General features: G+C 63.8%; 28 protein-coding genes. 10 read left to right on the forward strand and 18 right to left on the reverse strand.

The genetic code is table 11. The features are described 5' to 3' along the window. The first annotated feature begins 5 nt into the window (after window positions 1-5). On the forward strand, window positions 6-3,428 hold the full coding sequence (locus ED21_RS09345) for a chromosome segregation SMC family protein (protein WP_006833633.1): 3,423 nt from the start codon (window positions 6-8) through the stop codon (window positions 3,426-3,428). 13 nt (window positions 3,429-3,441) lie between these two features. Beyond that, window positions 3,442-4,794, forward strand: a complete 1,353-nt coding sequence (locus tag ED21_RS09350) for a M24 family metallopeptidase (protein WP_006833634.1) — start codon at window positions 3,442-3,444, stop codon at window positions 4,792-4,794. 15 nt (window positions 4,795-4,809) lie between these two features. Here the strand turns inward: ED21_RS09350 and ED21_RS09355 are convergent, their stop codons facing one another. The 5 genes from ED21_RS09355 to rpmF all read right to left on the reverse strand — a co-directional run bounded on the left by ED21_RS09355 (window position 4,810) and on the right by rpmF (window position 7,833). After that, on the reverse strand, window positions 4,810-5,175 hold the full coding sequence (locus ED21_RS09355; protein WP_006833635.1) for a MerR family transcriptional regulator: 366 nt from the start codon (window positions 5,173-5,175) through the stop codon (window positions 4,810-4,812). A 20-nt stretch (window positions 5,176-5,195) separates the two neighbouring features. Further along, window positions 5,196-5,498 (reverse strand): integration host factor subunit alpha, encoded by a 303-nt coding sequence (locus ED21_RS09360; RefSeq protein ID WP_198005845.1) that lies wholly within the window; start codon window positions 5,496-5,498, stop codon window positions 5,196-5,198. Window positions 5,499-5,622: 124 nt separating this feature from the next. Continuing rightward, window positions 5,623-6,588 carry a beta-ketoacyl-ACP synthase III gene (locus tag ED21_RS09365; RefSeq protein ID WP_006833637.1) on the reverse strand — a complete coding sequence of 322 codons (966 nt, stop codon included), beginning with the start codon at window positions 6,586-6,588 and terminating at the stop codon, window positions 5,623-5,625. Then, complete coding sequence (gene plsX, locus ED21_RS09370) at window positions 6,585-7,622, reverse strand: phosphate acyltransferase PlsX (RefSeq protein ID WP_006833638.1); 1,038 nt, start codon at window positions 7,620-7,622, stop codon at window positions 6,585-6,587. Before plsX ends, ED21_RS09365 begins: the two co-directional genes overlap by 4 nt. A gap of 28 nt (window positions 7,623-7,650) precedes the next feature. Beyond that, window positions 7,651-7,833: a 50S ribosomal protein L32 gene (gene rpmF, locus ED21_RS09375; protein WP_006833639.1), complete on the reverse strand. Its 183-nt coding sequence runs from the start codon at window positions 7,831-7,833 to the stop codon at window positions 7,651-7,653. A 240-nt stretch (window positions 7,834-8,073) separates the two neighbouring features. Between rpmF and ED21_RS09380 the strand changes: the two genes are divergently transcribed. Beyond that, complete coding sequence (locus tag ED21_RS09380; protein ID WP_006833640.1) at window positions 8,074-8,475, forward strand: MAPEG family protein; 402 nt, start codon at window positions 8,074-8,076, stop codon at window positions 8,473-8,475. A gap of 1,022 nt (window positions 8,476-9,497) precedes the next feature. On the opposite strand, the gene ED21_RS15420 is transcribed toward ED21_RS09380, so the two are convergent. Both ED21_RS15420 and ED21_RS09390 read right to left on the reverse strand, forming a co-directional pair. Beyond that, window positions 9,498-9,809, reverse strand: a complete 312-nt coding sequence (locus ED21_RS15420) for a hypothetical protein (protein WP_156787427.1) — start codon at window positions 9,807-9,809, stop codon at window positions 9,498-9,500. Window positions 9,810-9,916: 107 nt separating this feature from the next. Next, a complete protein-coding gene (locus tag ED21_RS09390; RefSeq protein ID WP_006833642.1) occupies window positions 9,917-10,558 on the reverse strand; it encodes an MBL fold metallo-hydrolase in 642 nt (213 codons plus the stop codon). A 123-nt stretch (window positions 10,559-10,681) separates the two neighbouring features. Here ED21_RS09390 and ED21_RS09395 point away from each other — a divergent pair, with 123 nt between their 5' ends. Further along, window positions 10,682-11,035, forward strand: coding sequence for a hypothetical protein (locus ED21_RS09395; protein WP_006833643.1), 354 nt, complete (start codon window positions 10,682-10,684; stop codon window positions 11,033-11,035). 21 nt (window positions 11,036-11,056) lie between these two features. Here ED21_RS09395 and ED21_RS09400 read toward each other — a convergent pair whose 3' ends face one another. Further along, entirely contained in the window at window positions 11,057-11,383 is a 327-nt protein-coding gene (locus ED21_RS09400; protein ID WP_156787428.1) for a hypothetical protein, read from the reverse strand. A gap of 91 nt (window positions 11,384-11,474) precedes the next feature. Continuing rightward, the gene (locus ED21_RS09405) at window positions 11,475-12,113 is read right to left on the reverse strand and encodes a S24 family peptidase (protein ID WP_006833645.1); all 639 of its coding nucleotides are present in this window, start codon (window positions 12,111-12,113) and stop codon (window positions 11,475-11,477) included. 177 nt (window positions 12,114-12,290) lie between these two features. On the opposite strand from ED21_RS09405, the gene ED21_RS09410 reads away from it, so the two are divergent. Together ED21_RS09410 and ED21_RS09415 are read left to right on the forward strand one after the other, a co-directional pair. Further along, window positions 12,291-12,503 (forward strand): hypothetical protein, encoded by a 213-nt coding sequence (locus ED21_RS09410; RefSeq protein WP_006833646.1) that lies wholly within the window; start codon window positions 12,291-12,293, stop codon window positions 12,501-12,503. Continuing rightward, a complete protein-coding gene (locus ED21_RS09415) occupies window positions 12,493-12,846 on the forward strand; it encodes a hypothetical protein (protein ID WP_034922160.1) in 354 nt (117 codons plus the stop codon). The genes ED21_RS09410 and ED21_RS09415 overlap by 11 nt, the downstream gene beginning before the upstream one ends. Here ED21_RS09415 and ED21_RS09420 read toward each other — a convergent pair whose 3' ends face one another. From ED21_RS09420 to ED21_RS09450, 7 genes are all read right to left on the reverse strand, one after another. Beyond that, window positions 12,847-13,785: a D-2-hydroxyacid dehydrogenase gene (locus ED21_RS09420; protein ID WP_006833648.1), complete on the reverse strand. Its 939-nt coding sequence runs from the start codon at window positions 13,783-13,785 to the stop codon at window positions 12,847-12,849. A gap of 41 nt (window positions 13,786-13,826) precedes the next feature. Continuing rightward, the gene (gene cysS / locus ED21_RS09425; RefSeq protein ID WP_006833649.1) at window positions 13,827-15,275 is read right to left on the reverse strand and encodes a cysteine--tRNA ligase; all 1,449 of its coding nucleotides are present in this window, start codon (window positions 15,273-15,275) and stop codon (window positions 13,827-13,829) included. A 116-nt stretch (window positions 15,276-15,391) separates the two neighbouring features. After that, window positions 15,392-16,063: a nitroreductase gene (locus ED21_RS09430; RefSeq protein ID WP_006833650.1), complete on the reverse strand. Its 672-nt coding sequence runs from the start codon at window positions 16,061-16,063 to the stop codon at window positions 15,392-15,394. Then, a complete protein-coding gene (locus ED21_RS09435) occupies window positions 16,060-16,485 on the reverse strand; it encodes a hypothetical protein (protein ID WP_233995729.1) in 426 nt (141 codons plus the stop codon). Before ED21_RS09435 ends, ED21_RS09430 begins: the two co-directional genes overlap by 4 nt. Then, on the reverse strand, window positions 16,486-18,312 hold the full coding sequence (cobT, locus tag ED21_RS09440) for a cobaltochelatase subunit CobT (protein WP_006833652.1): 1,827 nt from the start codon (window positions 18,310-18,312) through the stop codon (window positions 16,486-16,488). A gap of 10 nt (window positions 18,313-18,322) precedes the next feature. Beyond that, window positions 18,323-18,982 (reverse strand): fructose-6-phosphate aldolase, encoded by a 660-nt coding sequence (gene fsa / locus ED21_RS09445; protein WP_006833653.1) that lies wholly within the window; start codon window positions 18,980-18,982, stop codon window positions 18,323-18,325. Window positions 18,983-19,047: 65 nt separating this feature from the next. Next, entirely contained in the window at window positions 19,048-19,761 is a 714-nt protein-coding gene (locus ED21_RS09450) for a DUF4197 domain-containing protein (RefSeq protein WP_006833654.1), read from the reverse strand. Between the two features lie 65 nt (window positions 19,762-19,826). Between ED21_RS09450 and ED21_RS09455 the strand changes: the two genes are divergently transcribed. The 3 genes from ED21_RS09455 (at window position 19,827) to ED21_RS09465 (ending at window position 24,260) form a co-directional block, all read left to right on the forward strand. Next, window positions 19,827-21,992: a primosomal protein N' gene (locus ED21_RS09455; protein WP_034922230.1), complete on the forward strand. Its 2,166-nt coding sequence runs from the start codon at window positions 19,827-19,829 to the stop codon at window positions 21,990-21,992. Window positions 21,993-22,077: 85 nt separating this feature from the next. Next, a complete protein-coding gene (locus ED21_RS09460) occupies window positions 22,078-22,554 on the forward strand; it encodes a hypothetical protein (RefSeq protein WP_034922163.1) in 477 nt (158 codons plus the stop codon). Window positions 22,555-22,679: 125 nt separating this feature from the next. Then, window positions 22,680-24,260, forward strand: a complete 1,581-nt coding sequence (locus ED21_RS09465; protein ID WP_006833658.1) for a cryptochrome/photolyase family protein — start codon at window positions 22,680-22,682, stop codon at window positions 24,258-24,260. A 50-nt stretch (window positions 24,261-24,310) separates the two neighbouring features. Here the strand turns inward: ED21_RS09465 and ED21_RS09470 are convergent, their stop codons facing one another. Then, entirely contained in the window at window positions 24,311-24,523 is a 213-nt protein-coding gene (locus tag ED21_RS09470; protein ID WP_006833659.1) for a hypothetical protein, read from the reverse strand. 192 nt (window positions 24,524-24,715) lie between these two features. Here ED21_RS09470 and ED21_RS15125 point away from each other — a divergent pair, with 192 nt between their 5' ends. Beyond that, window positions 24,716-25,108: a CBS domain-containing protein gene (locus tag ED21_RS15125; RefSeq protein ID WP_083800427.1), complete on the forward strand. Its 393-nt coding sequence runs from the start codon at window positions 24,716-24,718 to the stop codon at window positions 25,106-25,108. A gap of 230 nt (window positions 25,109-25,338) precedes the next feature. Here the strand turns inward: ED21_RS15125 and ED21_RS09475 are convergent, their stop codons facing one another. Continuing rightward, window positions 25,339-26,388 (reverse strand): bifunctional transcriptional activator/DNA repair enzyme AdaA, encoded by a 1,050-nt coding sequence (locus ED21_RS09475; protein ID WP_006833661.1) that lies wholly within the window; start codon window positions 26,386-26,388, stop codon window positions 25,339-25,341. Window positions 26,389-26,424 lie beyond the last annotated feature (36 nt).

Consider the following 26,424-nt stretch of genomic DNA (forward strand, 5'->3'; position numbering starts at 1 on the left):
AGGCGATGCTCATCAAACAGCTCAGGCTGAGCGGTTTCAAGAGCTTCGTCGAGCCCTCCACCTTGCGCATCGAACCGGGGCTGACAGGGGTTGTCGGCCCCAATGGATGCGGCAAGTCCAACCTACTCGAAGCGATCCGCTGGGTCATGGGCGAAAACTCGCCCAAGTCCATGCGCTCGGGCGGGATGGAAGACGTGATCTTCGCCGGCACGGCCAGCCGTCCGCCGCGCGATTTTGCCGAAGTGGTCCTTTCCGCCGAGGACGATGATGGCGACGAACTGGAAGTCGTGCGCCGCATCGAACGCGGCGCTGGCTCCGCCTACCGCGTCAACGGTAAGGATGTCCGCGCCAAGGACGTGGCCCTCACCTTCGCTGACGCGGCCACGGGGGCGCACAGCCCCGCACTGGTGAGTCAGGGCAAGATCGCTCAGGTCATTGCCGCCAAACCGGTCGAACGGCGCATGATGCTGGAAGAGGCCGCCGGGATCGCGGGCCTCCACGTCCGCCGCCGCGATGCCGAAAGCAAGCTGAGGTCGACCGAGAAGAACCTAGAGCGGCTCGAAGACCTGATGGCGGGGCTCGACAGCCAGATCGCCTCGCTCAGGCGACAGGCCAAGCAGGCCGAACGCTATCGCAAGCTGTCCGACGAGATAAAGACCGCCGAGGCGCGGCTCGTCTTCGCCCGCTGGCGCGATGCCACTGCTGCGGCGGACGAGGCCAAGAAAGCCGCCGCCGCCGCCGATGCGCGGGTGGCCGAGGCGCAGAAAGGCACCGACGCGGCGCAGAAAGCGCAGCGCGAGGCGGCAGAGAAGCTCGCCGAGGCGCGCGAGGAGCAGGCCGATCGCCGCGACGATGCCAGCGCGCATGGCCACCGCATGGCCGCGCTCACCAGCCAGCTCGAAGCCGCCGAACAGCGACTCGCCGATCTCGAACGCCAGAAGGTCCGGCTCGAGGAAGATCGCGGCGATGCCGACCGCATGACCAAGGATGCGGCCGAGGCTCTGGCGCGGCTCGAAAAGGAACTCGCCGCAAGCGAGAAGGCTCTGGCCGCCGACGAGGAGCGCCGTCCCAACCTGGTCGCGCAGAGCGAGGATGCCGAGCGCGCCAGCCGCACGGCCGAACTCGCTCTCGCCAAGGCGACGGCGGACAACGCCGGGGTGGAAGCCGAGTGGCGCGTGGTCGAGGCGGAAGTGGCGCAGGCCAGGGCGCGGCTCGACCGGGTCGAGGCCGAGGGTCGCCGCATGGCCGACCAGCGCGCCGCGCTTGCGAGCGAAGACCTCGATGGGGCGGTTGAGCAGGCGCAGGACGCGGCGAAGGACGCGGCCGCCGAAGTCGAAGCGAAGCGCGCCGCGATCGAGGAGATGCAGGCGCGCAAGGCGGACCTGCAGTCCGAACGTGACGAGGCCGCCAGCGCCTACTCCGCCGCCAAGGCCGAACTTTCCGGTGTCGCCCGCGAATACGACGCTCTCAAGCGCGACCGCGAAGCGCGGGAACGCGCCGCTGCCAAGCGTTCGGGCCGCCAGCAAGCGATCGACGGTGTGCGCGCGAAAAAGGGCTACGAACGCGCCGTTGCCGCAGCGCTGGGCCGCGATGGCAAGGCGCTGCTCGGCCTGCCCGACGAGGGCAGCGACGGGCGCTACTGGACCGGGGCCGACGCGCCCAAACCGGTTGCGGACAGCCTTGCCGACCACGTGGCCGAATGCCCCGAGGAACTGCGCGCCAAGCTGGCGCTGGTCCATGTGGCGAAAAGTGACGACGGCCGCGCCCTCGCGCCGGGTGAGAACCTCGTCACACTGGACGGCAAGCTGCGCCGCTGGGACGGCCTCGTCGTGCGCGGGGAAGGCGCAGCGGAAGCGGCGCGGCTGGAAGCGGAGAACCGCTTCGCCGAACTCGACGCGCTGGTCCCCGATCTCGAAGCCGCCGTGATACGCGCCGAAGCGACGCAGGCCCAGGCCGCCGAGGCGCTGTCCACGCTCCAACGCGACCTCGTCGCAGCCGAACGCGAGCTCTCCTCTGCCAGCGAGGCCGAACGCCACGCCCTGCGCGCGCTCGACCAGGCCGAAGCCGCCCGCGAACGCGTCGCCGCCCGCCTTGCCGAACTGGCCGAGGTCGAGAAGGACCACGCGGACCTCTTCGCTTCCGCCAAATCCGACCTTGCCGCGAGCGAGGCCAAGCGCGCCGCCCTGCCCGATCCGGCCGCCGGCCGCGTGTCCTTGGAAGCCGCGCGCGCGAAGAACGAGGCCGCCCGCGCCGCGCTGCAGGCCCGCGCCGCCGAACTCGCCGCGCACGACCAGTCGCTCGCCGTCGCGCGCGAACGCACCGCCGCCCAGCGCAGCGACATGGCCAACTGGCAGGCCCGCTCTGGCGAGGCCGCGCGCCGCCTCTCGGACATGGCCCGCCGGTTCGAGGAAATCGAGGAACAGCGCGCCATCTTCGCCGCCAAGCCTGAAGGCCTGATGCGCGAGATCGAACAGGGCGACACGGTGCGCGAGCGCTTGGGCAAAGAACTCGACGAAGCCGAAAAGGCGCTCGCCGCCGCGAACGAGGTCGCGCAAGGGGCCGACCGCGACTTCAGCGCCGCCAACGAGGCGCTGGCCGAAGCGCGCGAAAGCCGCGCCGGCCTGTCCGCAAGGGCCGAAAACGAGGACGCTCGCCGCGTGGAAATGGCGCGCCTTTCGGGCGAACGCTTCCAGTCCCCTCCCCCGCTCCTGCCCGGCAAGTTCGACTTCGCCGAAGACAGCGTGAAATCCGCCGAGGCCGAGAGCGAGGAAATGGACCGCCTCACCGCCAGCCGCGAGCGGATCGGTCCGGTCAACCTCGTTGCCGCCGACGAACTCGAAAAGATCGAGAGCGAGCATGACACCAACGCCGCCGAACAGGAAGAGCTTCGCGAAGCGGTCAACCGGCTGCGCGGTTCGATCGGCAACCTCAACCGCGAAGGACGCGAACGGCTGCGCGAAGCGTTCGAGCAGGTGAACGAGCACTTCAAGCGCCTGTTCTCGCGCCTGTTCGAAGGCGGCGAGGCCCACCTCGCCCTTATCGACAGCGACGATCCGCTTGAAGCCGGCCTCGAGATTTTCGCCCAGCCGCCGGGCAAGCGACTACAGTCGCTCACCCTGCTGTCGGGCGGCGAACAGGCGCTGACCGCCACGGCGCTGATCTTCGCGCTCTTCCTCACCAATCCCGCGCCGATCTGCGTGCTGGACGAGGTCGACGCGCCGCTGGACGACGCCAATATCGACCGCTTCTGCGACCTCCTCGAAGCGATGGTGAAGGAAACCGACACCCGCTACCTCATCGTTACCCACAACGCCGTAACGATGAGCCGCATGCACCGCCTGTTCGGCGTCACCATGATCGAACGCGGCGTCAGCCGCCTCGTCAGCGTTGACCTTGGCGGCGCGGAAGAATTGCTGGCGGCGGAATAGGAGACCGACCAGGATGATCCGGACCCTAGCCGTAGCGGGCCTGATCGCCCTTGCCGCGCCTGCATTCGCCCACACGCCAACGATTTCGATGTCGGATACGGAGCAATCCACTCCCGCGCTTCCTCCCATCCTCCTACTCAAGGAACGGGCCGAGATCGTCGACGAAATCCTTGCGGAACGGCTCGAAACGATCATCCCCAAGATCATGCGCGAGGCAGGCATCGATATGTGGCTGCTGATGTCGCGCGAGTATTTCGAGGAGCCGGTGCTCGCCACCATGCTCGACGCCGAGAGCTTTCATGCGCGGCGGCGGACCATCCTGATCTTCTTCGATCCCGGTGACGGGCAGCCGATCGAGCGGCTTACGGTCAGCCGATACGGGCTTGCGGGCCTTGTCGAGCCTGCTTGGGACCCCGCCGAGCAGCCCGACCAGTGGCAGGCCGTCGCCGACATCATCGCCGCGCGCGATCCGGCGACGATTGCAATCAACTACTCGGACGCCACGCGTTTCGGCGACGGCATGACGCTGAGCCAGTACCGCGCGATGACCGCCGCGCTCCCCGACGAGCTTGAGGACCGCATCGTCAGCGGTGAGGATCTGTCGGTACGCTGGCTCGAAAGCCGGACGCCGCGCGAACTGGCGCTCTATCCCGGCATCGTCCGCATAGCCCATGCGCTGATTACCGAAGCCTTTTCGCGCGAGGTCATCACTCCGGGCGTAACCACGGCTCAAGACGTCCAATGGTGGTATCGAGAAAGGCTCGCATCGCTTGGAATCGCCCCATGGTTCCACCCGTCGGTCGGCATCCAACGGCAGGGCACCGACGGCATGCTGTCGGGCGAGACCGTCATCGAGCCGGGCGACCTGCTGTGGACCGATTTCGGCCTGACCTACCTCCGCCTCAACACCGATACGCAGCACCTCGCCTATGTGCTCAAGCCCGGTGAGACCGAGGCTCCGGCGGGGCTTCGCGAGGGGCTGGCGCGCACCAACAGGGTCGGGGACATCCTGACCGCCTCGTTCCGGGCGGGCGACAGCGGCAACGCAATCCTTGCGAGGGCCCGCGACGCAGCGCTTGCAGAAGGGCTCGACCCGTCGATTTACAGCCACCCCATCGGCTTCCATGGCCACGGAGCGGGGACGTCGATCGGCTTCTGGGACAATCAGGATAGCGACCCGCGCGGCACCTACGAAGTCCGCGCAGGCACGACCTGGTCGATTGAGTTCACCAACTATTTCGAAGTCCCCGAATGGGGCGGACAGAGGGTCGATTTCCGATCCGAGGAAGACGCCTATTTCGACGGCGAAACCGTGCGTTATCTCGACGGGCGCCAGACCGAGCTGACACTCATTCCTTTCGACTGAGCGGCACGCGATAGCTCAGGAGGCTAGCGCGGCCCTCAGATCGTCACGGATAGCCTTGAGCCTGGTGACGACGCTGGCGTCGAGAGCGCCGGGCGTTGCCATCTCCTGCGCCGCAGCCTGCTGGTCGGGCACGCCGCGCAGCGCGGCCTTGGCGCCTTTCAGCGTGTACCCTTCGCGATTTACCAGGCTATCGATCCGTTCGACCAGCGCTACGTCTTCGACGCGGTAGTAGCGGCGACCGCCGCTGCGTTTCAGAGGCTTGAGCTGGGGGAATTGCTGTTCCCAGTAGCGCAGCACATGCGTCTTGATGCCGGTTGCCTTGGCAATCTCGCCAATAGTGCGCAGCGCGCCGTCTTCCTTGTGATCGTCGAACTCGGCCATGGTGAGCGACGCTACCAGCTTCAGTAGCTGTTGGCGATACGCTCTTTCAACAGTTGGCTGGCGCGGAAGGTCATCACGCGGCGCGGGGTGATCGGCACTTCGACACCCGTCTTGGGGTTGCGGCCGACGCGTTCTTTCTTGTCGCGCAACACGAAGCTCCCGAAGCCGGAAATCTTGACATTCTCGCCGCGGGCAAGCGCATCGCTCATCTTGCCGAGAATCTCCTCGACGAGGTCGAGTGATTCCGCACGGCTCAGGCCCATCTTGCGGTTGATCGTTTCTGCGAGGTCTGCGCGGGTCAGAGTGCCCACCGAGCGCATCATATCCATAATCCTTCCCCTCAGCGGCGACCCTGAGTGGAGTGCGAACCCTGTTTCAAGTAACCGAGACTTTTTAACAGCTTGCCGCGATTCGCGCAATGGACGGGCGCGAGAATTCCAACAAAAGCTATATCCGCGCGAGCGATGCGCCCCAGGTGAAACCGCCGCCCATGGCCTCGAACATGACGAGGTCGCCGGGTTTGATCCGGCCATCCTTGCGCGCAACGTCGAAGGCGAGCGGAACCGAGGCCGCCGAGGTGTTGGCGTGCTGGTCAACCGTCACCACGACCTTTTCCGCCGGCAGCCCAAGCTTCCGAGCGGTCGCGTCGAGGATACGGGCGTTGGCCTGGTGCGGGACCACCCAGTCGATGTCCGCCGCGGTAACGGAGGCATCCGCGAGCACTTCGCCCAGCACATCGGCAAGGTTCACGACAGCATGGCGGAAGACCTCGCGGCCCTTCATGCGCAACTTGCCGACCTCGCCCGTGGTCGAGGGCCCGCCGTCGACATAGAGGAGGTCCTTGTGCTCGCCATCGGCATGCAACTTGGTGGCAAGGATGCCAGGGCCGTCTTCGGCTACGTCCTGCGCTTCGAGCACGACCGCGCCGGCCCCGTCCCCGAAGAGGACGCAGGTGGTGCGATCTTCCCAATCGAGGATACGGCTGAAGGTCTCCGCGCCGATCACCAGCGCCTTCTTAGCCATGCCGGTACGCAGCAGCGATTCCGCCGTGCCCAGCGCATAGAGGAAGCCCGAGCAGACCGCGGCCACATCGAAAGCCACGCCGCCACGGCAGCCGAGCGCCTGTTGGACCTGCGTGGCGGTGGCGGGGAAGGTGTGATCGGGCGTCGCGGTCGCAAGGATGATCAGGCCGATCTCGCTCGCATCCACCCCCGCATCGTCGAGCGCCTTGCGCGCGGCTTCGGTCGCAAGCGTCGAGGTGGTTTCGCCCTCGCCCGCGATATAGCGCTGGCGGATGCCGGTACGCTCGACGATCCATTCGTCGCTCGTGTCGACGCGGGCTTCGAGGTCGGCGTTGGTAACGCAGTCTTTGGGTAGCGCGCTTCCGCTGCCGGTGATGACCGCGCGGATCATTTCGCGCCCAGGCTCTCGGTGTCGATCGCGCCGAGGTCGTCCTTGATCCGGTTGGTAATGTCGTCCTCCAGCAGGCGGGCGGCGACTTCCACTGCATTGGCCACGCCCTTGGCGTTGGCGCTGCCGTGGCTTTTCACCACCACACCGTTAAGGCCGAGGAAGACGGCGCCGTTGTGATTGTTCGGGTCAAGATGGTGCTTCAGCAGCTCGGTCGCAGGACGCGACACAAGGAAGCCAACCTTGGACCGGATCGAGGAGGAGAAGGCGCGCTTGAGCAGGTCGGTCACGAACCGCGCCGCGCCTTCAATCGCTTTTAGCGCGATATTGCCAGAGAACCCGTCGCACACGACCACATCGCATTCGCCGCGATTGATCTTGTCGGCCTCGACATAGCCTTCGAAGTCCATCGCCAGGCCATCGGCGGCGCGCAGACGGTCGGCGGCGGCCTGGATGTCCTCGGTGCCCTTGGTTTCCTCGGTGCCGATGTTCAGCAGGCGCACGCGCGGACGCTCGCGCCCGGTGACGATGCGCGAATAGGCCGCGCCCATAATCGCGAACTGCACGAGGTTGCGCGCGTCGCATTCGCGGTTCGCGCCAAGGTCAAGCATGATGACGTCGTTGTCGCCGAGCGTCGGCAACAGCGCGGCCAGCGCCGGCCGGTCGAGCCCGGGCATGGTGCGCAGCGCGAGCTTGCTCATCGCCATCAGCGCGCCGGTGTTGCCGGCGGACACGGCTGCGCCCGCCTCGCCGCGCTTCACCGCATCGACCGCGAGGCCCATGCTGGTGGTCTTGGCACGACGCAGGGCGCGCGAAGGCTTCTCGTCGCCAGCGACCACATCCTCGCAATGGAGGATCTCGCTGGCTTCGGCCATGTGCGGGTGGTCTTCGAGCGCCGCCTTGATGCGGGTTTCGTCGCCGACAAGCAGGAACTTGAATCGATCGTGGCGCCGACGCGCAAGCGCGGCGCCCTCGATCATGGTGCGCACGCCTTCATCCCCGCCCATCGCATCAATGGCGATACGCGGCAAACTCATGACGCTCTCCGAATCAAGCTAGAAAGTCTTAGAGACCTTCGGGCGCGAGCACTTCGCGGCCGTTGTAGTAGCCGCAGTGCGGGCACAGGTTGTGCGGACGCTTCAGCTCGCCGCAGTTCGAGCACTCGTGATGAGCTTCGACCTGGAGCGAATCATGCGAGCGACGGTTGCCGCGGCGGTGGGGCGATACTTTTCTCTTGGGGACGGCCATCTCGGCACCTGTTCCTCAAACAATTTCAGTCAATTTCGGTGGCCGCCCTAGGGGAAGGTCCGGCAACGCACAAGAGCGCGGTGACAACGAACTTCCCGACCGTGACGGTGAAGGCGCGCGCTATAGCGATTTTTCCGGGCGATGCAAGCCAAGCGGAGGATAATCGCCACGGCACGATTGCCGCGCCTTCCCCTCGCCCCTAGCCCTGTTTGCACGGGTACGCAAAGGGAGAGAACGCACATGGGTATCATCCTGCCGGTCACGCTGACCGCCGCCGCAGCCGCCGCCATCATCAATCTGTGGCTGTCGATCCGAGTCGGCCAGCTGCGCCTCAAGCACAATATTTCCATCGGTGACGATGGCGCTGGCGGCCCGCTGACCGCCCGCATGCGCGCTCAGCTCAACTTCGTCGAGAATACGGCCTTTGTGCTGGTCCTGATCGCCGCCATCGAACTGTCCGGCAGGGGCGAGCCCTGGCTGGCGTGGGTGGCGGGCCTCTACATGCTGGGACGCGTGGCGCACGGCTTCGGCATGGACGGCGGCGCACTCGCCAAGGGCCGCAGCATCGGCGTGATCATCACCATGCTGACCCAGCTCGCCCTCGCCATCGCGGCGGTGCTGATTACGCTGGGTGTGCTCTAGACATTCAGGACGCGCGAGGCCGGATTGACCAGATCGACCGTCCGGCTTCGGGCGTTCGAAAATGCTGACGGAACGTCCGGGAATGGGTGGGAAGCTGTCGTCTGGCTATCTGGTGAGCCGTCTAGAGCCAAGGACCTCATTGTCGTTACCAACCAGAACTAGGACATCGAGATGTGCGATTGCTGGTGACGAGTATCTAAGATAACGAAAAGAGCCATCCACGTAGGCCTCATCCAGCGTCAACCCATTGTCATCTAGCAAGCTGGGTTCGATAGGGTTGAAATCGATGCAGCTTTCTGCGGCCATCAAGACGGCCTGTGAGATCTTTGTCTTTTCAACCTGCAACCCGAGAAGTTGTCCCGGGTCCATATACTCGTACGAAAAGTCACCACAGTCTGGCTGCTGAGTCTTTGAACTGCATCCCGAAAGCGCGATACCAATTGCGAAGACCAAGAATTTTCGGTTCATGCCCTAAACCTTGCGCAGGTTGACCTCGCGACTGCAAGCGTCCGTAAGGGGTCGTTTGCTGCCAGTCCGCTTTTATCTAAAATACGATCTTAGCTGCCAGTCTGCTTTTTGCATGATGGACCATACGGCTGAATGGCCGATTTGGGGTGGAAAGCTGACTCAAGGGTCAACGCCAGTGAGACGCACAAGCGTCGCTCGTTCAAGGTCCGAATTGTTGTGCCGATAGAATCGGCAACGCGAGCCCTTCGCATTTCCAGCACTATCTAAAAGCTGGAAGGAAAGCCCATCTTCTTCGGTCGAGATTGAGTAGCCGTAACCTGGGTAAAGGTTCTTTAGCTTCCGCAGCAACAGTGTGCGAAACTGAGGAGTGTCGGCCCTAGGCCTCGATTGAAGGTTATTTGACACATCACGAGAATAGCCGATCATTCGAAGTCCGCAATCGCGGTCGTTAGCGGAAGGTTCGGTTTCAACACAGAACGCTAGAAAACAGCCGGTCCGGTTTTGGTGTGGTTTTCAACAGCCGCGAACGGCCGATTTGGGGTGGGAAGCGGACGCTAGATAATCACGCCCTGACGGTAAGCGATCTTGGCTGAGCCATGAATTTTGCTTCCACGCTTTGTTATTTCCAAACTAACCGATGGACGCTCAATTCGAGTGAATAGAACACCAAGACAGTCATAAAGTCTCATGTCCCGGCCAACATTCGCCTCTACGTGGAGCTGCAACGAATCCGGGTCAGGCCCGTAATTGCGAATGACAGCGTCTTCGCCATAGAAGCGCTTGATCGTTTCCCGGATAAATTTTGCTTCGTGCTGTTCTAGCAAAGCTGGTTTTTGTGGAGGAAGGGGAGGCGAAGCTGCAGGCATCAGACAACTATATCCGCTGCAGCAACGGCCGCAATGGGTCGTTAGCTGACGGTCCGCTTTTGGACAGTACTCGCAACTTACTGCCCTCGGGAACCTGATTACGCAGCCTAGGCCAGCGCCGCGTCGCTGACGAAGGCGTTGGTCTTGCGCTCCTGGCCGAACGTGCTGGTGGGGCCGTGGCCGGGGATGAAGGTCACGTCGTCTCCCAGCGGCCAGAGCTTCTGGGTGATCGCGTCGATCAAATCCTGGTGGTTGCCCATCGGGAAATCAGTGCGGCCGATGCTGCCCTGGAAGAGGACATCGCCAACCACGGCAAACTTGCTCGGGCGGTGGAAGAAGACCACGTGGCCGGGCGTATGGCCGGGACAGTGGATTACCTCCAGCGTCAGCTCGCCGACCGTGACTGTGTCGCCGTCCTCCAGCCAGCGGTCGGGTTCGAACACCTGCCCGTTCACACCGTAGCGCGCACCATCTTCGTCGAGGCGGCTGATCCAGAAGCGGTCGGCCTCGTGCGGGCCCTCGATCTTCAGGCCCAGTTCCTTGGCGAGGATGCCCGCCTCCCCGCAGTGGTCGATATGGCCATGAGTGATGAGGATCTTTTCCAGCTCGACACCGGTCTGCGCGACCGCGGCCTTGAGCTTGTCGAGATCGCCGCCGGGATCGATGAGCGCGCCCTTGTTGGTGGCAGTGCACCAGACCAGCGAGCAGTTCTGCTGGAGCGGGGTCACCGGCACGATGCCGGCTTTCATCGGGGGCTGGGTTCGGTTGTCGGTCATTTACCCGAAATGCGGTCTTTCTTGATCCAAGACAAGGTACAGCGGGGCTGAATCCTGTATGGATGATCACAAGGAGGACGAGAAATGCGAAAGTGGATGACGCTTTTTCTAGTCGGGATCACGGCTTCGGCATGCCAGCACGCAGCGACGACGCAAGCAGCAGGCATCATTGAAGAACAAGGTCGCGAAGTGCCAGTCTACGTTCACGCTGTATGCGGCGATTGCCATGCCGTTCGCGCGAACGAGATTTCGCCCAACCCCCAGGCGCCGGGCTTTGCCGACATCGCCAACAGTCCAGGTATGACGCGCGATACTCTGGTCGCATTCCTATCGGACGCGCACAACTATCCGCTGCAGATGGATGTCGATCTCGATCGCAAGGATGTCGAGACGATTGCCGACTATATCGTCACCCTCCAGTCGGAAGACTATCGCCGGACGCCATCCTGAAGATAACGTCCGGCGAGTTGATCACCTTGTCTGGAAGTCCACGATGCGACCGTCTTCGCGGAACACGCAGGTGAACTCGTCGCGGTTGTAATCCCGGGTCTCGATGCGACCGTAAACATAGACATAGTCGCGCCCCTGCTGATCGACGCGCTGGATGTTGACGCTGCCATAGCGAGAGGCTTCACGACCGCAGGCCTCGACGGCAGCGCGTTCGAAGTCTCCGCGCGCGTCATAGCCATAATCGTTTCCGCCGAGAATACCGCCGAGTAGGCCGCCGTCACCGTAGGTCGCACAGCCACCGAGCAAAACGGTTCCGGCAAGGGCGGCAGGGATAAGGGCTTTTCTCAACTGTTCTCTCCTCTTGTCCCCGCCATGCGTCCTCGTGCGGGGTTTGGAGAAATTACGCCTGCCCCAAGCGATTGTTCCGCAAGGCGAAACGCTAGATACGCCCACCCTTCCACACCACGCGGCCGATGATCTCCACTTCATCGCGCGCGAGTTCGATGGGGGCATAGGCCTCGTTGGCGCTGATCAGCGCGATGCGGCCCGGGGCGCTGGCCTGCACCTGCTTTACATGCAGCGTGTCGCCGATGCGCACGACATGCACCCCCTCACCCACGCGCTTGTTGCGGTCGACGAAGATCTCGTCCCCGCTGCGCAGGGTCGGCTCCATGCTGTCTCCCTCGACCCGGATGGCGGAGAGGTCCGCGCCATCCAGGCCCATCTCGCGCAGCCACCGGCGCGAGAAGCGGAAGGAATCGAAGGAAATTTCCTCCGCCGAGAACGATCCGGGGCCTGCTGAAGCGTCCAGAGCCAGCCGCGGGACGGCGACGAAATCCTCCGATTCGCGAGGGGTCGGGCGCGCGGGATCGGCGCCGAGTTCCACCTCGTCCACGCCGAAGAATTCCGCCAGGCGGCGGCGGTCGGCCTCTTCCAGCTTGCGCGGGGAGCCCTTGCGCACGAATTGCTGCAAGTAGCTGGGATTGCGGCCCAATATTGAGGAAAGCGAGGCAAGGCTCGTGCGGCTTTTCTCGGTCAGTTCGACCAGCCGTGCGCGTTCCGGGCTCATGTCCGCCATGCTTTGATCCTTTCTCGGGCCTCCCCTGCCACCCGCAAATCGTGTGGCAAACAAGGGCCTGTGTGAGAAAATTCCTATAGCATAGGATTTTTCCTAGACAAGTAGGATTTCGAGTGGAACGAAAAGAGAACCGGGCGAGCGATTCGCCATCCGGACATGCCATGGGGAGCCCGAACAATGCTGATCCGATCCATCGAGAAATTCCTGAGCGCGCACGATATGCCGCCGACCAAGTTCGGCCGCCTCGCCGCGCACGATCCGCGCTTTGTCCTCGACCTGCGCATGGGTCGCGAGCCGCGCAGCCAGACCGAGGCCCGCATCCGCGGCTTCATGTCTGGCTTCGAAGCGGCGCGCAGCGACAGCGCCCGGGAGATCGCCCATGTCCAGTGAAGGAAAGCCCCCGCGCCCGTCCCGCGGTCGGCGCTCCGCCGGCGACCGTTTGCGCACCGCGCTGATGGTCCTGTCGGAGCATCAGGGGCAGGTGATCACGCACACGGAGAAGGCCTGGGCGAGCATCACTTTTGCCGGCACGCGCCACAGCCTCTCGCTGCTTTTCGCGGGCGAAGAGGCGATGGAAGCGGGCGAGCGCTTCATCGCCGCCCTGCCCGATCACGAGTTCGCCATTCCCGGCCAATTGGTGGCCGATGCGTGTATCGTCGAGGTCGAACATCGCCTTTCGCCCAGCCCGCGGTTGGTCGTGCAGTGCGACTTGCTGTTGCTGGAAGATGCCTGACTAATAACCCGCAGCAAGGTCCATCTGCGGGCTCACCGGTTCGCCCTTGTTCCAGCGTTCGAGGTTCTCGATGAAGCGGTCGGCCGAGCGCTGGAACATCTTCGTCTGCGCGCGGCCGGACAGGTGCATGGTGATTTGCGCGTTGTCGAGGCTCCACAACGGGTGATCCTCGGGCAGCGGTTCGGGGTCGGTGACGTCGAGCAACGCGGCTTCGATGGTCTTGGCCTCCAGCGCAGCGACAAGGTCGTCCTGCTTCACCACGTCGCCACGCGCGATGTTCACCAGCACGGCGTTGGGGCGCATGGCGGCCAGTTCGATCTCGCCGATCATGTGGCGGGTCTCGTCGGTGGAGGGGACGGCGAGGATGACCCAGTCGAACTCGCCCAGCTTCTCGCGCCATTCGCCCGGGCGAAGCGCGCCCTCCCCGCCCGAGCGGCGGACCGGAATGACCTTCATGTCGAAGGCTTCGAGCCTTGTCTTGATAAGGCTGCCGATCGCGCCGAGACCGAGCAGCAGCACGCGCTCGCCCGCAAGTTCGCGCTTGCCCGGACTGTCGAGCAGCCATTCATGCCGCTCCTGCGCGCGCACCACCTCGCGATAGCCCTTGGCGTGGGCGAGCATCAGCATGACGACATATTCGGCGATGGTCAGCGCGTTGATGCCGACACCATTGGTCACCGTCACTCCGCGCTTCGCCAAAACGTCGAGCGGCATGAAGTCCAGCCCGGCGTAGATCGAGTTGAGCCATTTGAGGTTGGTCGCGGCATGCGCGATCTCGACCATCGGCTCCTTCTCGTTGAGGTCGAACCAGCCGATCTCTGCCTCGGGAGCGAACTCCAGCGCCTGTTCCTTGGTCATGAACCACAGCGGCTCGACCCAATCGGGCAGGCGCGGCTCCACCAGCGGGCGGATCAGGGCGGACATCACGGCTTTGGACATGCGGGGGACTCTCCTCTTCGGTTTTCGTCCCTAACCGCAACTCAGCCCAGCTTCCACTCCCAGCCGAGCGGATCGCCGTCCATCACCTCGACACCCTTGGCGGCAAGGCTCGCGCGGATAGCGTCCGAATTGGCGTAATCCTTCGCCACCTTGGCTTCCTTGCGGCGGAGGATTTCGGCCTCGATTTCGGATTCGGAAATCTTGGCGACCTTCGGGCGGATGCGCAAATTCTCGCGGGTGAGGTCGAACAGGTTTAGCCCAAGCACGCGGTCCATGTCCTCGACCACGGCACGCTTTACGCTGCCATCGACCTTCTTGACCGCCAGCGCCTCTTCCAAGGCCACGAGCGCGACCGAGGTGTTGAGATCGTCCGAAATAGCCGCCGCGAACTTCTCGCGCATGGGGGCAAATTTCTGGTGCGAGGGATCGCCTGCCAGATCGTCCTCCAGCCGCTCGACCTGCATCACGATGCGCTTCAATCGGGTGAGCGCGGCCTGCAAACCTTCCCAGCTGAACTCCAGCTCGCTGCGGTAATGGGCTTGCAGGCACATCATGCGGTAGGCGAGCGGGTGATAGCCCTTGTCGATCAGCAATTGCAGGCGGAGGAATTCGCCCGCGCTCTTCGACATCTTGCCGCTGCGCTCGACGAGGAAGTTGTTGTGCATCCAGATGCGCGCGCCGCTGTTTTCGGCCACGTCGAGGCCGTTGGTGCAGCAATGCGCCTGGTTCTGCGCGATTTCGTTCGGGTGGTGGATCTCGCGGTGGTCGATCCCGCCGGTGTGGATGTCGAAGGGGAAGCCAAGGAGCTTGCCGCCCATGACCGAGCATTCGAGATGCCAGCCCGGCGCGCCTTTGCCCCACGGGCTATCCCACTCCATCTGGCGCGTCTCGCCTGCCGGGGTTTTGCGCCAGATCGCGAAGTCGGCCGCGTTGCGCTTGCCCTCGACCGTGTCGATGCGGCCCTCACCATCCTCGGTGACGGCGCGGGCGAGCTTGCCGTAATCCTCAATCGTCGAGACGTCGAAATAGAGCCCGCTTTCAAGCTCGTAACAGTGCTTGTCCGCGATGCCTTTCGCGAACTCGATCATCTCGTCGATGTAATGGGTGGCGACCGACCACTTGGCCGGTTGGCGGATGTTGAGCGCCTTCACATCGGCCCAATAGGCCTCAGTATAGTGTTTCGCGATGTCCCAGATCGACTGCGCCTTCTCCGCAGCCATCTTCTCCATCTTGTCCTCACCCTCGTCCGCATCGTCGGTGAGGTGGCCGACGTCGGTGATGTTGATGATGTGGGTAAGGTCGTAGCCCTTCCAGCTCAATGTCCGGCCCAGCACGTCCGCGAAGACATAGGCGCGCATATTGCCGATATGGGGGTAGTTGTAGACCGTCGGCCCGCAGGTATAGACGCGCGCCTCGCCCGGGTGGACGGGGGTGAAGGTCTCGACCTCGCGGGTGAGCGAGTTGAACAGCTTGAGCGGCGTTTCGGTCATGGGTGGCGCATAGGTTGGTGGCGTGCCCTCGACAAGCTCAGGCCGAACGGATTGTGTGCCAAGACGCCGTCACCACGTCCGTTCGCACTGAGCCTGTCGAAGTGCAGCCACAGACCTCACCACCCCTCCCAACGCACCGCCTCATCCAGCTCTGCGCGTTTCACATCGAACTGGTTCACCGGAGCATCCGGTTCGCGGTAGCCGATGGCCATGCCGCAGAAGAAGATGTGGTCATCGGGAATGTCGATCATCTCGCGCACCTGCGGGCTGTAGGCGGCCCAGGCTTCCTGCGCGCAGCTGTCGAGACCTTCCTCGCGCAGCAGCAGCATGATCGTCTGCAGCCACATGCCGATATCGCTCCACTGCGGCGGGCCCATGTATTTGGGCGTGTGGACCAGCATCAGCACCGGCGCCCCGAAGGCGCGGAAATTGTTGGCGAACCACATGAGGCGCTTGGCCTTGTCCTCGCGGGTGATGCCGAGCGAGGCGTACATGTCCTCGCCCACGCCGAAGCGGCGTTCCTCATAAACGCCGTCGAGGTCCTTGGGATAGATATCGTATTCGGGCTTCAGCGCCGCGCGCCCCTTGGGAAATTCCTGCGCCACCCGGTCGAACAGCGCCTGCATCGGCTCGCCGGTGAGAATGACGGCATTCCACGGCTGGACGTTTCCACCCGAGGGCGAACGCTGCGCCTTATCGAGCACGCGGGTGAGCACCTCGCGATCGACCGGCTGGTCGGTGAACGCGCGAACGGATCGGCGGGTCTGGACGGCTTCGGTGGGGGTCATTGCTCGCTACTCATTTTCTCGGTGACGATTGATGGGACCTCACCCGCTTCGCAAATCACCTCTACGCACTGGTTCATCCCAGCGATTAGCCATTGCTGTAAATCGGCACGAAGCGCTGTAACGCCACTTCTTTTGAACCAATCCAAGTATGAACTTCTCTCAATCGTGTAGACAGTCGCGATTGGGACTTTTTCGTCGCTTCGCGCTGACCAGTAAGCCAACATATCGCCCTCATCTTGTGATCGAAAACTGGCGGGCAAGTCGAAGCAAATAGTGACTTGCCTATCTTTGTCGTCCATACGAATGGTTAGAGTTCGACCATCCCATGAGATGTGCTGAATCTCATATAAGGCCCAATTCCCTTGAGGTTTGGGCGGCTGCGATTCTGCAACTTTCAATCCAGCGACATCAGACTCTGCCAATCACCCCTCCACCTCGAACAATCCCGCAAGCTGCTCGATAATCGTGCCGCCGAGCTGTTCCACGTCCATGATCGTCACTGAGCGCTTGTAGTAGCGGGTTACGTCATGGCCGATGCCGATGGCGGCGAGCTGGACGGGGCTTTGCTTCTCGATCCACTCGATCACCTTGCGCAGGTGCCCTTCGAGATAGCCCGCCTGATTTACCGATAGCGTGCTGTCGTCGACCGGCGCGCCGTCCGAAATCACCAGCAGGATGCGGCGGTCTTCGGGGCGGGCGAGCAGGCGGGTATGCGCCCAGAGCAGCGCCTCGCCGTCGATGTTTTCCTTCAGCAGCCCTTCGCGCATCATCAGGCCGAGATTGCGGCGCGCGCGGCGCCATGGCTCGTCGGCCTTCTTGTAGATGATGTGGCGCAAATCGTTGAGGCGGCCCGGATCGGCGGGGCGGCCATCGGCGAGCCATGCCTCGCGTGACTGCCCGCCCTTCCACGCGCGGGTGGTGAAACCCAAGATTTCGGTCTTCACGCCGCAACGTTCGAGCGTGCGTGCCATGATGTCGGCGCTGATCGCGGCAATGGAGATCGGCCGCCCGCGCATACTGCCCGAATTGTCGATCAGCAGCGTGACGACCGTGTCCTTGAACTCGGTATCGCGCTCCATCTTGTAGGAGAGCGCATGGCCGGGGCTGACGACCACGCGGGTCAGGCGCGCGGCATCCAAAAGGCCCTCTTCCTGGTCGAAATCCCAGCTGCGGTTCTGCTGCGCCATGAGGCGGCGCTGGAGGCGGTTGGCTAGCCTTGTGACGATGCCCTGCAAGCCCGCCAGCTGGCTGTCGAGATAGGTGCGCAGCCGGTCCAGTTCCTCGTGGTCGCAAAGCTCGGGCGCTTCGATCACCTCGTCGAACTTGTCGGTATAGGCGCGGTAGTCGAAGTCCTCGGGCAGGTCCGTCCACGGGCGGTTCGGGCGGACGGGCTGCATGCCCTCGCCGTCCTCGTCCGACGGGTCGCCATCGGACATTTCCTGCTCGCCCTCGACGTCCTGTTCGGCATCGCCATCAGCCTCGCCGTCGACGACCTCGCCGCGCGCATCGCTTTCCTGCGGCTGGGCCTCGCCATCCTCTTCCTCGTCGGAATCCTGGTCCTCTTCGGGCGCGTCGCCTTCCTCATCATCGCCATCGTCGCGGCCCTCGTCCTCGGGCGTGTCGGGCAGCGTGAGTTCGAGATGCCGCAGCATGTCGAGCGTGAGGTCCTGGAAGGCGCGCTGGTCGCCCAATGCGCCGACGAGATCTTCCATGTCGGTGCCGATGCGCGAGCTGATTTCCTCGCGCACTAGGTCGACAGCCTGCCGTGCGCGCTCGGGCACGGCCTCGCCTGTCAGCGCCTCGCGCAGCATGAGCGAAAGCGCGGTGGGTAGAGGCACTTCCTTCGCCTCGGTCGCGCGGGCAATCGGGTCGCTCGCCGTGCGCAGTTCCACCGCTGCGTCGAGATTACCCTTCATGCCCGAGAAGTTGTTCGAGCCGAGCGCTTCGTAACGCGTGCGTTCGATCGCGTCATAGCAGGCACGCGCGATGGGTTCGGGCGGCGCGCCTTTTGCGTGCATCGCCTCGTTATGGTGGCGCAGCTTGAGCGCAAAGCTGTCGGCAAAGCCACGCGCCTCGCGGGCCTGGTCCTGCGGCAGGGTGCGCCCCGGCAGGGGGACGCGGAAATTCTTGCCGCTTTGCGTCGGGCTGTCAGCGCTCCACGCAACCTCGACCTCCGGCTCGCGCGCGATGGCGCGGGCCGTGCCGGTCAAAGCCTGCTTGAAGAGGTCGAGAGGGGTCTGGTCTGCCATGGCTTCCTAATTAGGAAGCCGGGATGGTCTGGCCAGTCTTTTCCCAATCGGCAATGAACCCTTCGATGCCCTTGTCGGTCAGGACGTGCTTGAAGAGGCCCTTGATCACGGCCGGCGGCATGGTGGCGACGTCGGCGCCGATGCGCGCGCTCTGGAGGACGTGGACCGGGTTGCGGATCGAGGCGACGAGGATTTCCGTGCCGAAATCGTAATTGTCGTAGATGCGGCGGATGTCGGCGATCAGTTCCATACCGTCGAAGCCGTTGTCGTCATGGCGGCCCACGAAGGGCGACACGAAAGTCGCTCCCGCCTTGGCCGCGAGCAGCGCCTGGTTGGCCGAGAAGCACAGGGTGACATTCACCATGGTGCCGTCGCCGGTGAGCTTTTTGCATGTCTTGAGCCCGTCGATCGTCAGCGGAACCTTGATGCAGACATTGTCCGCGATCTTCCGCAGCGTCTCGGCTTCCTTCATCATCGTCTCGTGATCGAGCGCGACGACTTCGGCGCTGACCGGACCATCGACCAGATCGCAGATTTCCTTCGTCACTTCCATGAAGTCGCGGCCCGACTTGGCGATCAGCGACGGGTTGGTGGTGACGCCATCGAGCAGGCCGGTGTCGGCCATTTCCTTGATGTCGGCGATGTCGGCGGTGTCGACGAAGAATTTCATGCGATGAGGCTCCGGGGAAGCGGTTTCGATTCCCCGGCAGCCTTAGCGGTGATGGCAGGGCGCGGCTAGAGGCGGCTGCCGGCTCCGAACACGCCGATGATCAGCGGGTCGCGGGTGGATTGCGGATCGCGGCGAATGGCGGCTTCTTCCACGCCGATCTCGCGCCAGATCGTGTCGTCGAGATTGGTGGCGAAGCGGGTGGTGGCGTTGGTGAAGTTCACGCCCGTCAGCGCCGAGACCAGCTGGCCGACCAGCGGATCGCTTGCCACGCGCATGGCATTGCCCAGTTCGGGGACCATGGCCTCTACCAGCGTCCGGCCCATCGAATTGCGCAGGAAGGCGGTGGCCGCCGTCGGTCCGCCGTTTACGAGGTCAATGGCGTTCTGGATGCCGATGGTGCGCACCGCATCGGTCACCAGCGGCGCGGCGCGCTCGGCGCCTTCGTAAGCGATGTCGCCCATCGCGTCCTGCAGGCGGTTCTTGAACAGGGCCGAGGTCAGGATTGTCGACAGGATATCGCCGCGCGTGCCCAGCAAATCGTTGAGGCCGAGCGTCGCGACCTGCTGGTCCCAGAAACCGCCCGCGTTGAGCATACGGGAAAAGGCGCGGTCGCTGGAGAGGAACAGGATACGCTGGACGGCATCCACCATGCTGAAGCCGGGGATGCCGGCGCAGCCCGACAGGGCAAGGCCTGCGGTGCCAAGGCCTATTCTGCCGAGAAAGGCGCGGCGGCCGGTCTTTCGTTCAAGGATCGGGGGTTTCACGAGAATATCGGTCATTATTGCACTCCTCACAAAGTCCCACCTTGTTTCGTCATGGGTAGCCGCTCCATATGAGCCGCCAGATGAACCGCGTCCGCTGCCTCGTCCTAAACGCCGCTCTCGGCCCGCTCGATTACAAGGTGCCGGACGGCATGGCGGTCGAGCTGGGCCAGGTGGTCGAATGTCCGCTGGGCCCGCGCACCGTCATCGGTATCGTCTGGGAGGCTGAACGGCTGCCCGGCACAGACGTTCCGGCGGAGAAACTGCGCCCCCTCAGGGGTTTGTATCCGATTCCGCCCCTGCCTGCCCCGCTGCGCCGCCTGATCGAATGGACCGCCGATTACTATGTCGCCTCGCTCGCCAGTGTGGCCCGTATGGCGCTGTCTTCGGGCGGTGCGCTGAAGGGCCCGGCAAGCATCACCGAATATCGCCTCACCGGCGGAATGCCCGAACGCATGACCCCGCAGCGGCTGGCGGCGATGGAGGCGCTCGAAGGCGAGCAGGCGACCATCCGCGAACTGTCGGGCATAGCTGGCGTGTCGGAAGGCGTGCTGCGCGGGCTGGTCAACCAAGGCGTGCTGGAACCCGTCGAGGTCGATTGCGACCGACCTTACGAAGCCGCGCGACCGGACTTTGCGCAAGTCGAATTGAGCGAGCAGCAGCGCGAGGTTTCGGACATCTTCTCCGCCGCCGTGCGCGAGGCCAAATTCGCGCCCTTCCTGCTCGACGGGGTGACCGGGTCGGGCAAGACCGAGACCTATTTCGAGCCCGTCGCCGAGGCTCTGCGGATGGGGCGGCAGGTGCTGGTGCTCCTTCCCGAAATCGCGCTGACGGAGAATTTCCTCCACCGCTTCGAGGAGCGCTTCGGCGCATCGCCTGTGCTCTGGCACTCCTCGCTCAAATCGACCGAACGCCGCCGCGCCTGGCGCGCCGTCGCCAGCGGCAGCGCGCAGGTCGTGGTCGGCGCTCGCTCGGCTTTGTTCCTCCCCTTTGCCAAGCTCGGCCTCATCGTCGTCGACGAAGCGCACGAGACCAGCTTCAAGCAGGAAGACGGCGTACGCTACAACGCGCGCGACGTCGCCGTGATGCGCGCCCATTTCGAGCGGTTTCCGATTATCCTCGCCAGCGCCACGCCCGCGCTCGAAAGCCTGCAGATGGCCGAGAGCGGGATTTACGAGAAGGTCGATCTGCCCAGCCGTTTCGGCGGCGCGCAGATGCCTGCGATCGACACGATCGACCTCACGGAAGAAAAGCCGCCCCACGGCATGTGGCTCGCCCAGCGGTTGGTCGACGGGATCGCCGAACGACTGGAGCGCAGCGAACAGTCGCTGCTGTTCCTCAACCGCCGTGGCTATGCCCCGCTGACGCTCTGCCGCAATTGCGGATTCCGGTACCAGTGCCCCAATTGCAGCGCCTGGCTGGTCGAACACCGCTTCACCCGCCGCCTCGCCTGCCACCATTGCGGGCACGAAGCGCCTAGCCCTGGGCAATGCAAGGAATGCGGCGAGCCCGATTGCCTCGTCGCCTGCGGTCCCGGTGTCGAGCGCATCGCCGACGAGGTGGCCGAGCGCCTGCCCGAGGCGCGCGTCTTCGTGGCGACGTCCGACACGCTCAATTCTCCCGGTCGGGCGGCGGAATTCATCGCCTCGGTCGATGCGGGAGAAATCGACGTGATCGTCGGCACGCAACTCGTCACCAAGGGCTTCCACTTTCCCGAACTCACGCTGGTCGGCGTGGTCGATGCCGACCTAGGCCTCGAGGGCGGAGACTTGCGCGCCGGCGAGCGCACCTACCAGCAGGTCGCACAGGTCGCGGGCCGTGCAGGGCGCGGCGCGAAACCGGGCGAGGTCCTGATCCAGACCCGCCACCCCGAAGCCAGCGTTATCGCCGCTCTCGCCGCCGGCGACCGCGATGCCTTCTATACCGCCGAAACCGAGATGCGCCGCGATGCCGGTGCCCCGCCCTTCGGCCGCTGGGCCTCGATCATCGTATCGTCGGAAGACGAGAGCGAAGCGCGCGAGGCCGCGCGGCGCATTGGCGACACCCGCCCCGACGTGGCCGACTGCATGATCCTCGGCCCCGCCCCTGCCCCGATGGCGCAATTGCGCGGCCGCTACCGTTATCGCCTGCTCATCAACGCGCGGCGCAGCGTGCAATTGCAGGACGTCATCCGCCGCTGGCTCGGGCGGCTGGACCACCCACCCGGCATACGCGTGGCCGTGGATATCGACCCCTATTCTTTTGTGTGACCGGCAAACCTTTGCAGTGCGCATAGTAGCGGGATAGGAACGTCTTGGCGGCAATCGCAGTGTCGTTAGCTCAAGGGGGCCTATCTTGCGTATCTGGAAGCTTTTTACGGCGATCGTCGCCGCGTGTCTTGCCATGCCGCTAGCCGCTGCCGGTGAAGTCGAGATCTGGCACAAGGCCGAAAGCGCCCATTTCACAATCTACTCCTCGGGCGATCGTGACGATCTCGTCGATTTTACGCGCGAACTGGAAAAATTCGACGGGCTGCTCCGCTTCTGGTTCCAGAAGCCCGATCGCGGCTTTGCCGACAAGATCGACATTTACATGCTTCAAAACCAGAGGCAGGTCGCCAGCCTGCTCGACAGCCGTACGGTGGCCGGGTTCTACTCGCCCCGCGTCGATGGAACCCACGCCGTCGCCCATTACAAGGGTGGCGGAATGCGCGATCTGTCCGGCCAGCGCATCCTGTTCCACGAATACGCGCACCACTTCATGTTCAGCGAATTCGACAAGCCCGTTCCCACCCCGAATATGGCCGCAAGGCCGTCAAGCGGATCGAATTGATGCGCGAAACGGGCGCGAAATTCCGACCCGAGCTTCCCGACGAGGATGGGGACGAAACCGCCGGGGACTGATCCCAGCGCCGCTCGTCGGGGCACTTCGGCGTGGTCCGGGCATTGTCACAGGCGATGCCCGATAGCCCGCCCAAAAAGCCCAGCGCGCCCGTCCTCGTTCCCATCCTTGGCGACCAGCTGACCCGCACGCTCGCCTCGCTGCGCGGGCGGACCAAGGACGACACCGTCATCCTGATGATGGAGGTCTGGGACGAGGCGACCTACGTCAAACACCACAAGCAGAAGATCGTCCTGATCTTCTCGGCCATGCGCCATTTCGCCCAGGAACTGCGCGATGCAGGCTGGACGATCGATTACGTGAAGCTCGATGCCGAGAACAACGCAGGCAGCTTCACCGGCGAAGTGGCGCGCGCGATCGAGGAGCATGCCCCGCGACTCATCAGCGTGGTCGAAGCCGGCGAGTGGCGGGTTCGCGAGGACATGGACCATTGGGCCGACAAATTCTCCTGCGAAGTCGAGATCCTGCGCGACGACCGCATTATCTGCACCCAGGCCGAATTCGACGCATGGGCGGAGGATCGCAAGGAACTCCGCATGGAGTATTTTTATCGCGAAATGCGCCGCAAGACCTGCCTCCTCATGGACGGCGACAAGCCCGAAGGCGGCGAGTGGAATTACGATAGCGAGAACCGCAAACCGCCCAAGGACGGCCTCTCCGCCCCCGAACGCCCCAAGTTCGAACCGGACGAGATCACGCAAGAAGTGATCGACCTCGTCGAGAATCGCTTCGGCGACCATTTCGGCTCACTCGAAAACTTTGCCTGGCCCGTCACTCGCGAAGAGGCCGAGGAAGCAGCCGATGCCTTCTTTGCCGAGCGGATCGAATGTTTCGGCCCCTACCAGGACGCGATGGTCGCGGGTGAGGACGACCTGTTCCACTCCATGCTCTCGACCAGCATCAATCTCGGCCTGCTCGGCCCGCTCGAACTCTGCCAGCGGGCCGAGAAAGCCTATAAGGACGGCAAGGCGCCGCTGAACTCGGTCGAGGGCTTCATTCGCCAGATCATCGGCTGGCGCGAATATGTGCGCGGCTTCTACTGGCACCAGATGCCGCACCTGCAGAGGGCCAACGCGCTCAACGCCCAGCGCGGCCTGCCCGAATTCTACTGGACCGGCGAGACCGACATGGCCTGCCTTGCCGACTGCATCCGCTCGACCCGCGAGAACGCCCACGCACACCATATCCAGCGACTGATGGTGCTCGGCAATTTCGCGCTGCTGGCGGGCGTGAATCCGCGCGAAGTGCAGGACTGGTACCTCGTCGTCTACGCCGATGCCTATGAGTGGGTCGAACTGCCCAACGTCGCCGCAATGATCCTCTACGCCGATGGCGGCAAGCTCGCGAGCAAGCCCTATGCGGCTTCCGGAAACTACATCAACAAGATGAGCAATTACTGCTCCGGCTGCACCTACTCACCGAACAAGAAAACCGGCGAAGGCGCCTGCCCGTTCAACCCGCTCTACTGGCACTTCATGGACCGCCACCGCGATCGGCTGGAAAAGAACCACCGCATCGGGCGCATATACTCGACCTGGGACCGGATGGACGAGGAGCGGCGGCAGGAATATCTCGACAGCGCCGAGGCGTTCTTGGGTACGCTCGAAACTGCCGAAAGCGGGTGGGCGCGGGGTTAAACCAATGTCCTCTCTAGAAAGCGTAGCGGACAGAGCCGCGCGACGAACGGCTATCTGAAAGTGTGGTCGTCAATATGCCAGATTCCCTGACCATCCCTCATAACATCGGCAATCAGGTTATCGCCTTCCCACACCTTTGCATGCCTGAAAGCATGCTCGCCTTTTAGAAGAGGTAATGCGCCTGCAGGGTTTTGTGCGTTGAACTGCACTCGCTTCGGCTCACCAAAACCATCGTCTTCAAATTCGAGCGTGTATTGGGGCATTTGCGGCTCTTTCCGGATTTGGACACTTCGATTTGCTAGCTCGGATAAAGGATACTTGTCCCGTTACCTATCAACGCGGACATCCTGCTGCAAATCCGGGGAGGGCCGAGAGATGCTTCCTGATTTGCGATAGTTATCGATGCATATTACAACGTCGGGAGTGGACGGGCACCGCTGACCTAGAGTTCGAATATGATTTCAAGCGATCTGATCGAAGCAGATTTTCCAAAGGTCTCACCTCTGGCGCGTATCGAACAAGCTGCAGGCCTGATGCGCGAAAACTATCTTCACGCTCTTCCAGTCGTGGAAGGCGATCAACTCAAAGGCATCGTCTCCTGTGAAGATATCGTTTACCGGGGCATTGCTAAAGGAGATGATTGGTTTTTGGCCCACGTCGAAGATTATATGACCCGGGATCCGAATGCCGCGCTGGTCACCGATGACATATTTACGTTAAGCGCGCTCATGAAAGCTGGGTGTCACAGATGGTTGCCGGTCGTGAGAGCGGATCGGGACTACCTAGGCGTTATAAGGCTATCTGTATTAAAGAGAGTGGAGCCTCACGAGGAACATTCGTCGGCCTAGCGTTACATCCGCTCCGATATTGAGTTTGGCAATCGGCTCTTTGGCGGGCGTCGTTTTCCTACCTTTTCGCCGAGTGGCAATCGGGCACCATGGTTCGTTCCCCGCCACACGTCGCCTGCAACTATTACGACGCGCCCCGCGGCCGGCCCAGCGTTCCCTTCAAGGACCGTGTTCCATGTGTTCCATCCTGTGGGGCCACCCTCGGCCACTCCAACTTGCGTCCTACACGCCTATCCGCCCCGCTCGCGCCGCAGCAGTTCGGCCTTGATCTCGGTTCCGTAGGCATAGCCGCCCAGCCCGCCATCGGCTGCGATCACGCGATGGCAGGGGATGAGGACGGCGATGTTGTTGGCTCCGTTGGCGCTGCCGACGGCGCGGCTGGCCTTGGGGTTGCCGAGCATGGCGGCCTGTTCGCCGTAGCTACGCGTCTCGCCCGGGGGGATCTGCCGCAGCGCGTCCCAGCAGGCCTGCTGGAAGGCGGTGCCCTTCACATCGAGCGGGATGGCGGCACTGGTGACGCTGGTGGGATCCTCGACCGCGGCGAGGACCTTGTCGAACAGGTCGCGGAAGCCCTCCCCCGCTTCGACCAGCTCCGCCTTCGGGAAACGGCGGCGCAGCGCCTCCTCGCCTTCGTTGAAGGAAAGGCAGCACACGCCCTTGTCCGTGGCGGCGACCAGCATCGCGCCCAGCGTCGTATCGATCACCGCCCAATGCACCGTGCGACCCTTGCCGCCAACCTTCCAGTCGCTCGCGCTCATGCCGCTGTCCTTCCTGCCCTCGTAAAAGCGCGAGGGCGCGCCATAGCCGCCGGTGTAGATCGCATCCGTGACGCTGCCGCCCTCGTCCAGCGCCCGTTCGGCCCGCTCGCGCCGGAGGGCCCGCTGGTAGGCGGCAGGAGAGAGGCCGACGGCCCGCGTGAAGATGCGCTGGAAATGCGTCGGCGAATAGTCGGTCAGCTGGCCCAGCCGATCGAGTGAGACGGTCTCCTCGGCCTCGCGCAGCAGTTCGAGCGCCGCCAGCACCGCCGCTTCCTCGCGGCTCTGCTGGTCGGGCGCGCAGCGTTTGCAGGCACGCAGGCCCGCCGCTTCGGCCGCCTCGCAGTTCGCGTAGAAGCGCACGTTCTCCCGCTTGGGACGACGCGCGGAGCACGACGGGCGGCAATAGATGCCGGTCGAATGGACACCGGTCACGAAGACGCCGTCGAAACGGCGATCCTTGGCCAGCGCGATGCGCCAGCGTTCCTCGTCCGACAGGGCGGTCTTGTCCTTCATCGCGGCCATCCTTTCATCCAGTCACGCAGGCTTGCAAGTGGCGTG

It is taken from the genome of Erythrobacter sp. SD-21 (assembly GCF_000181515.1).
Taxonomy (GTDB): Bacteria; Pseudomonadota; Alphaproteobacteria; order Sphingomonadales; family Sphingomonadaceae; genus Qipengyuania.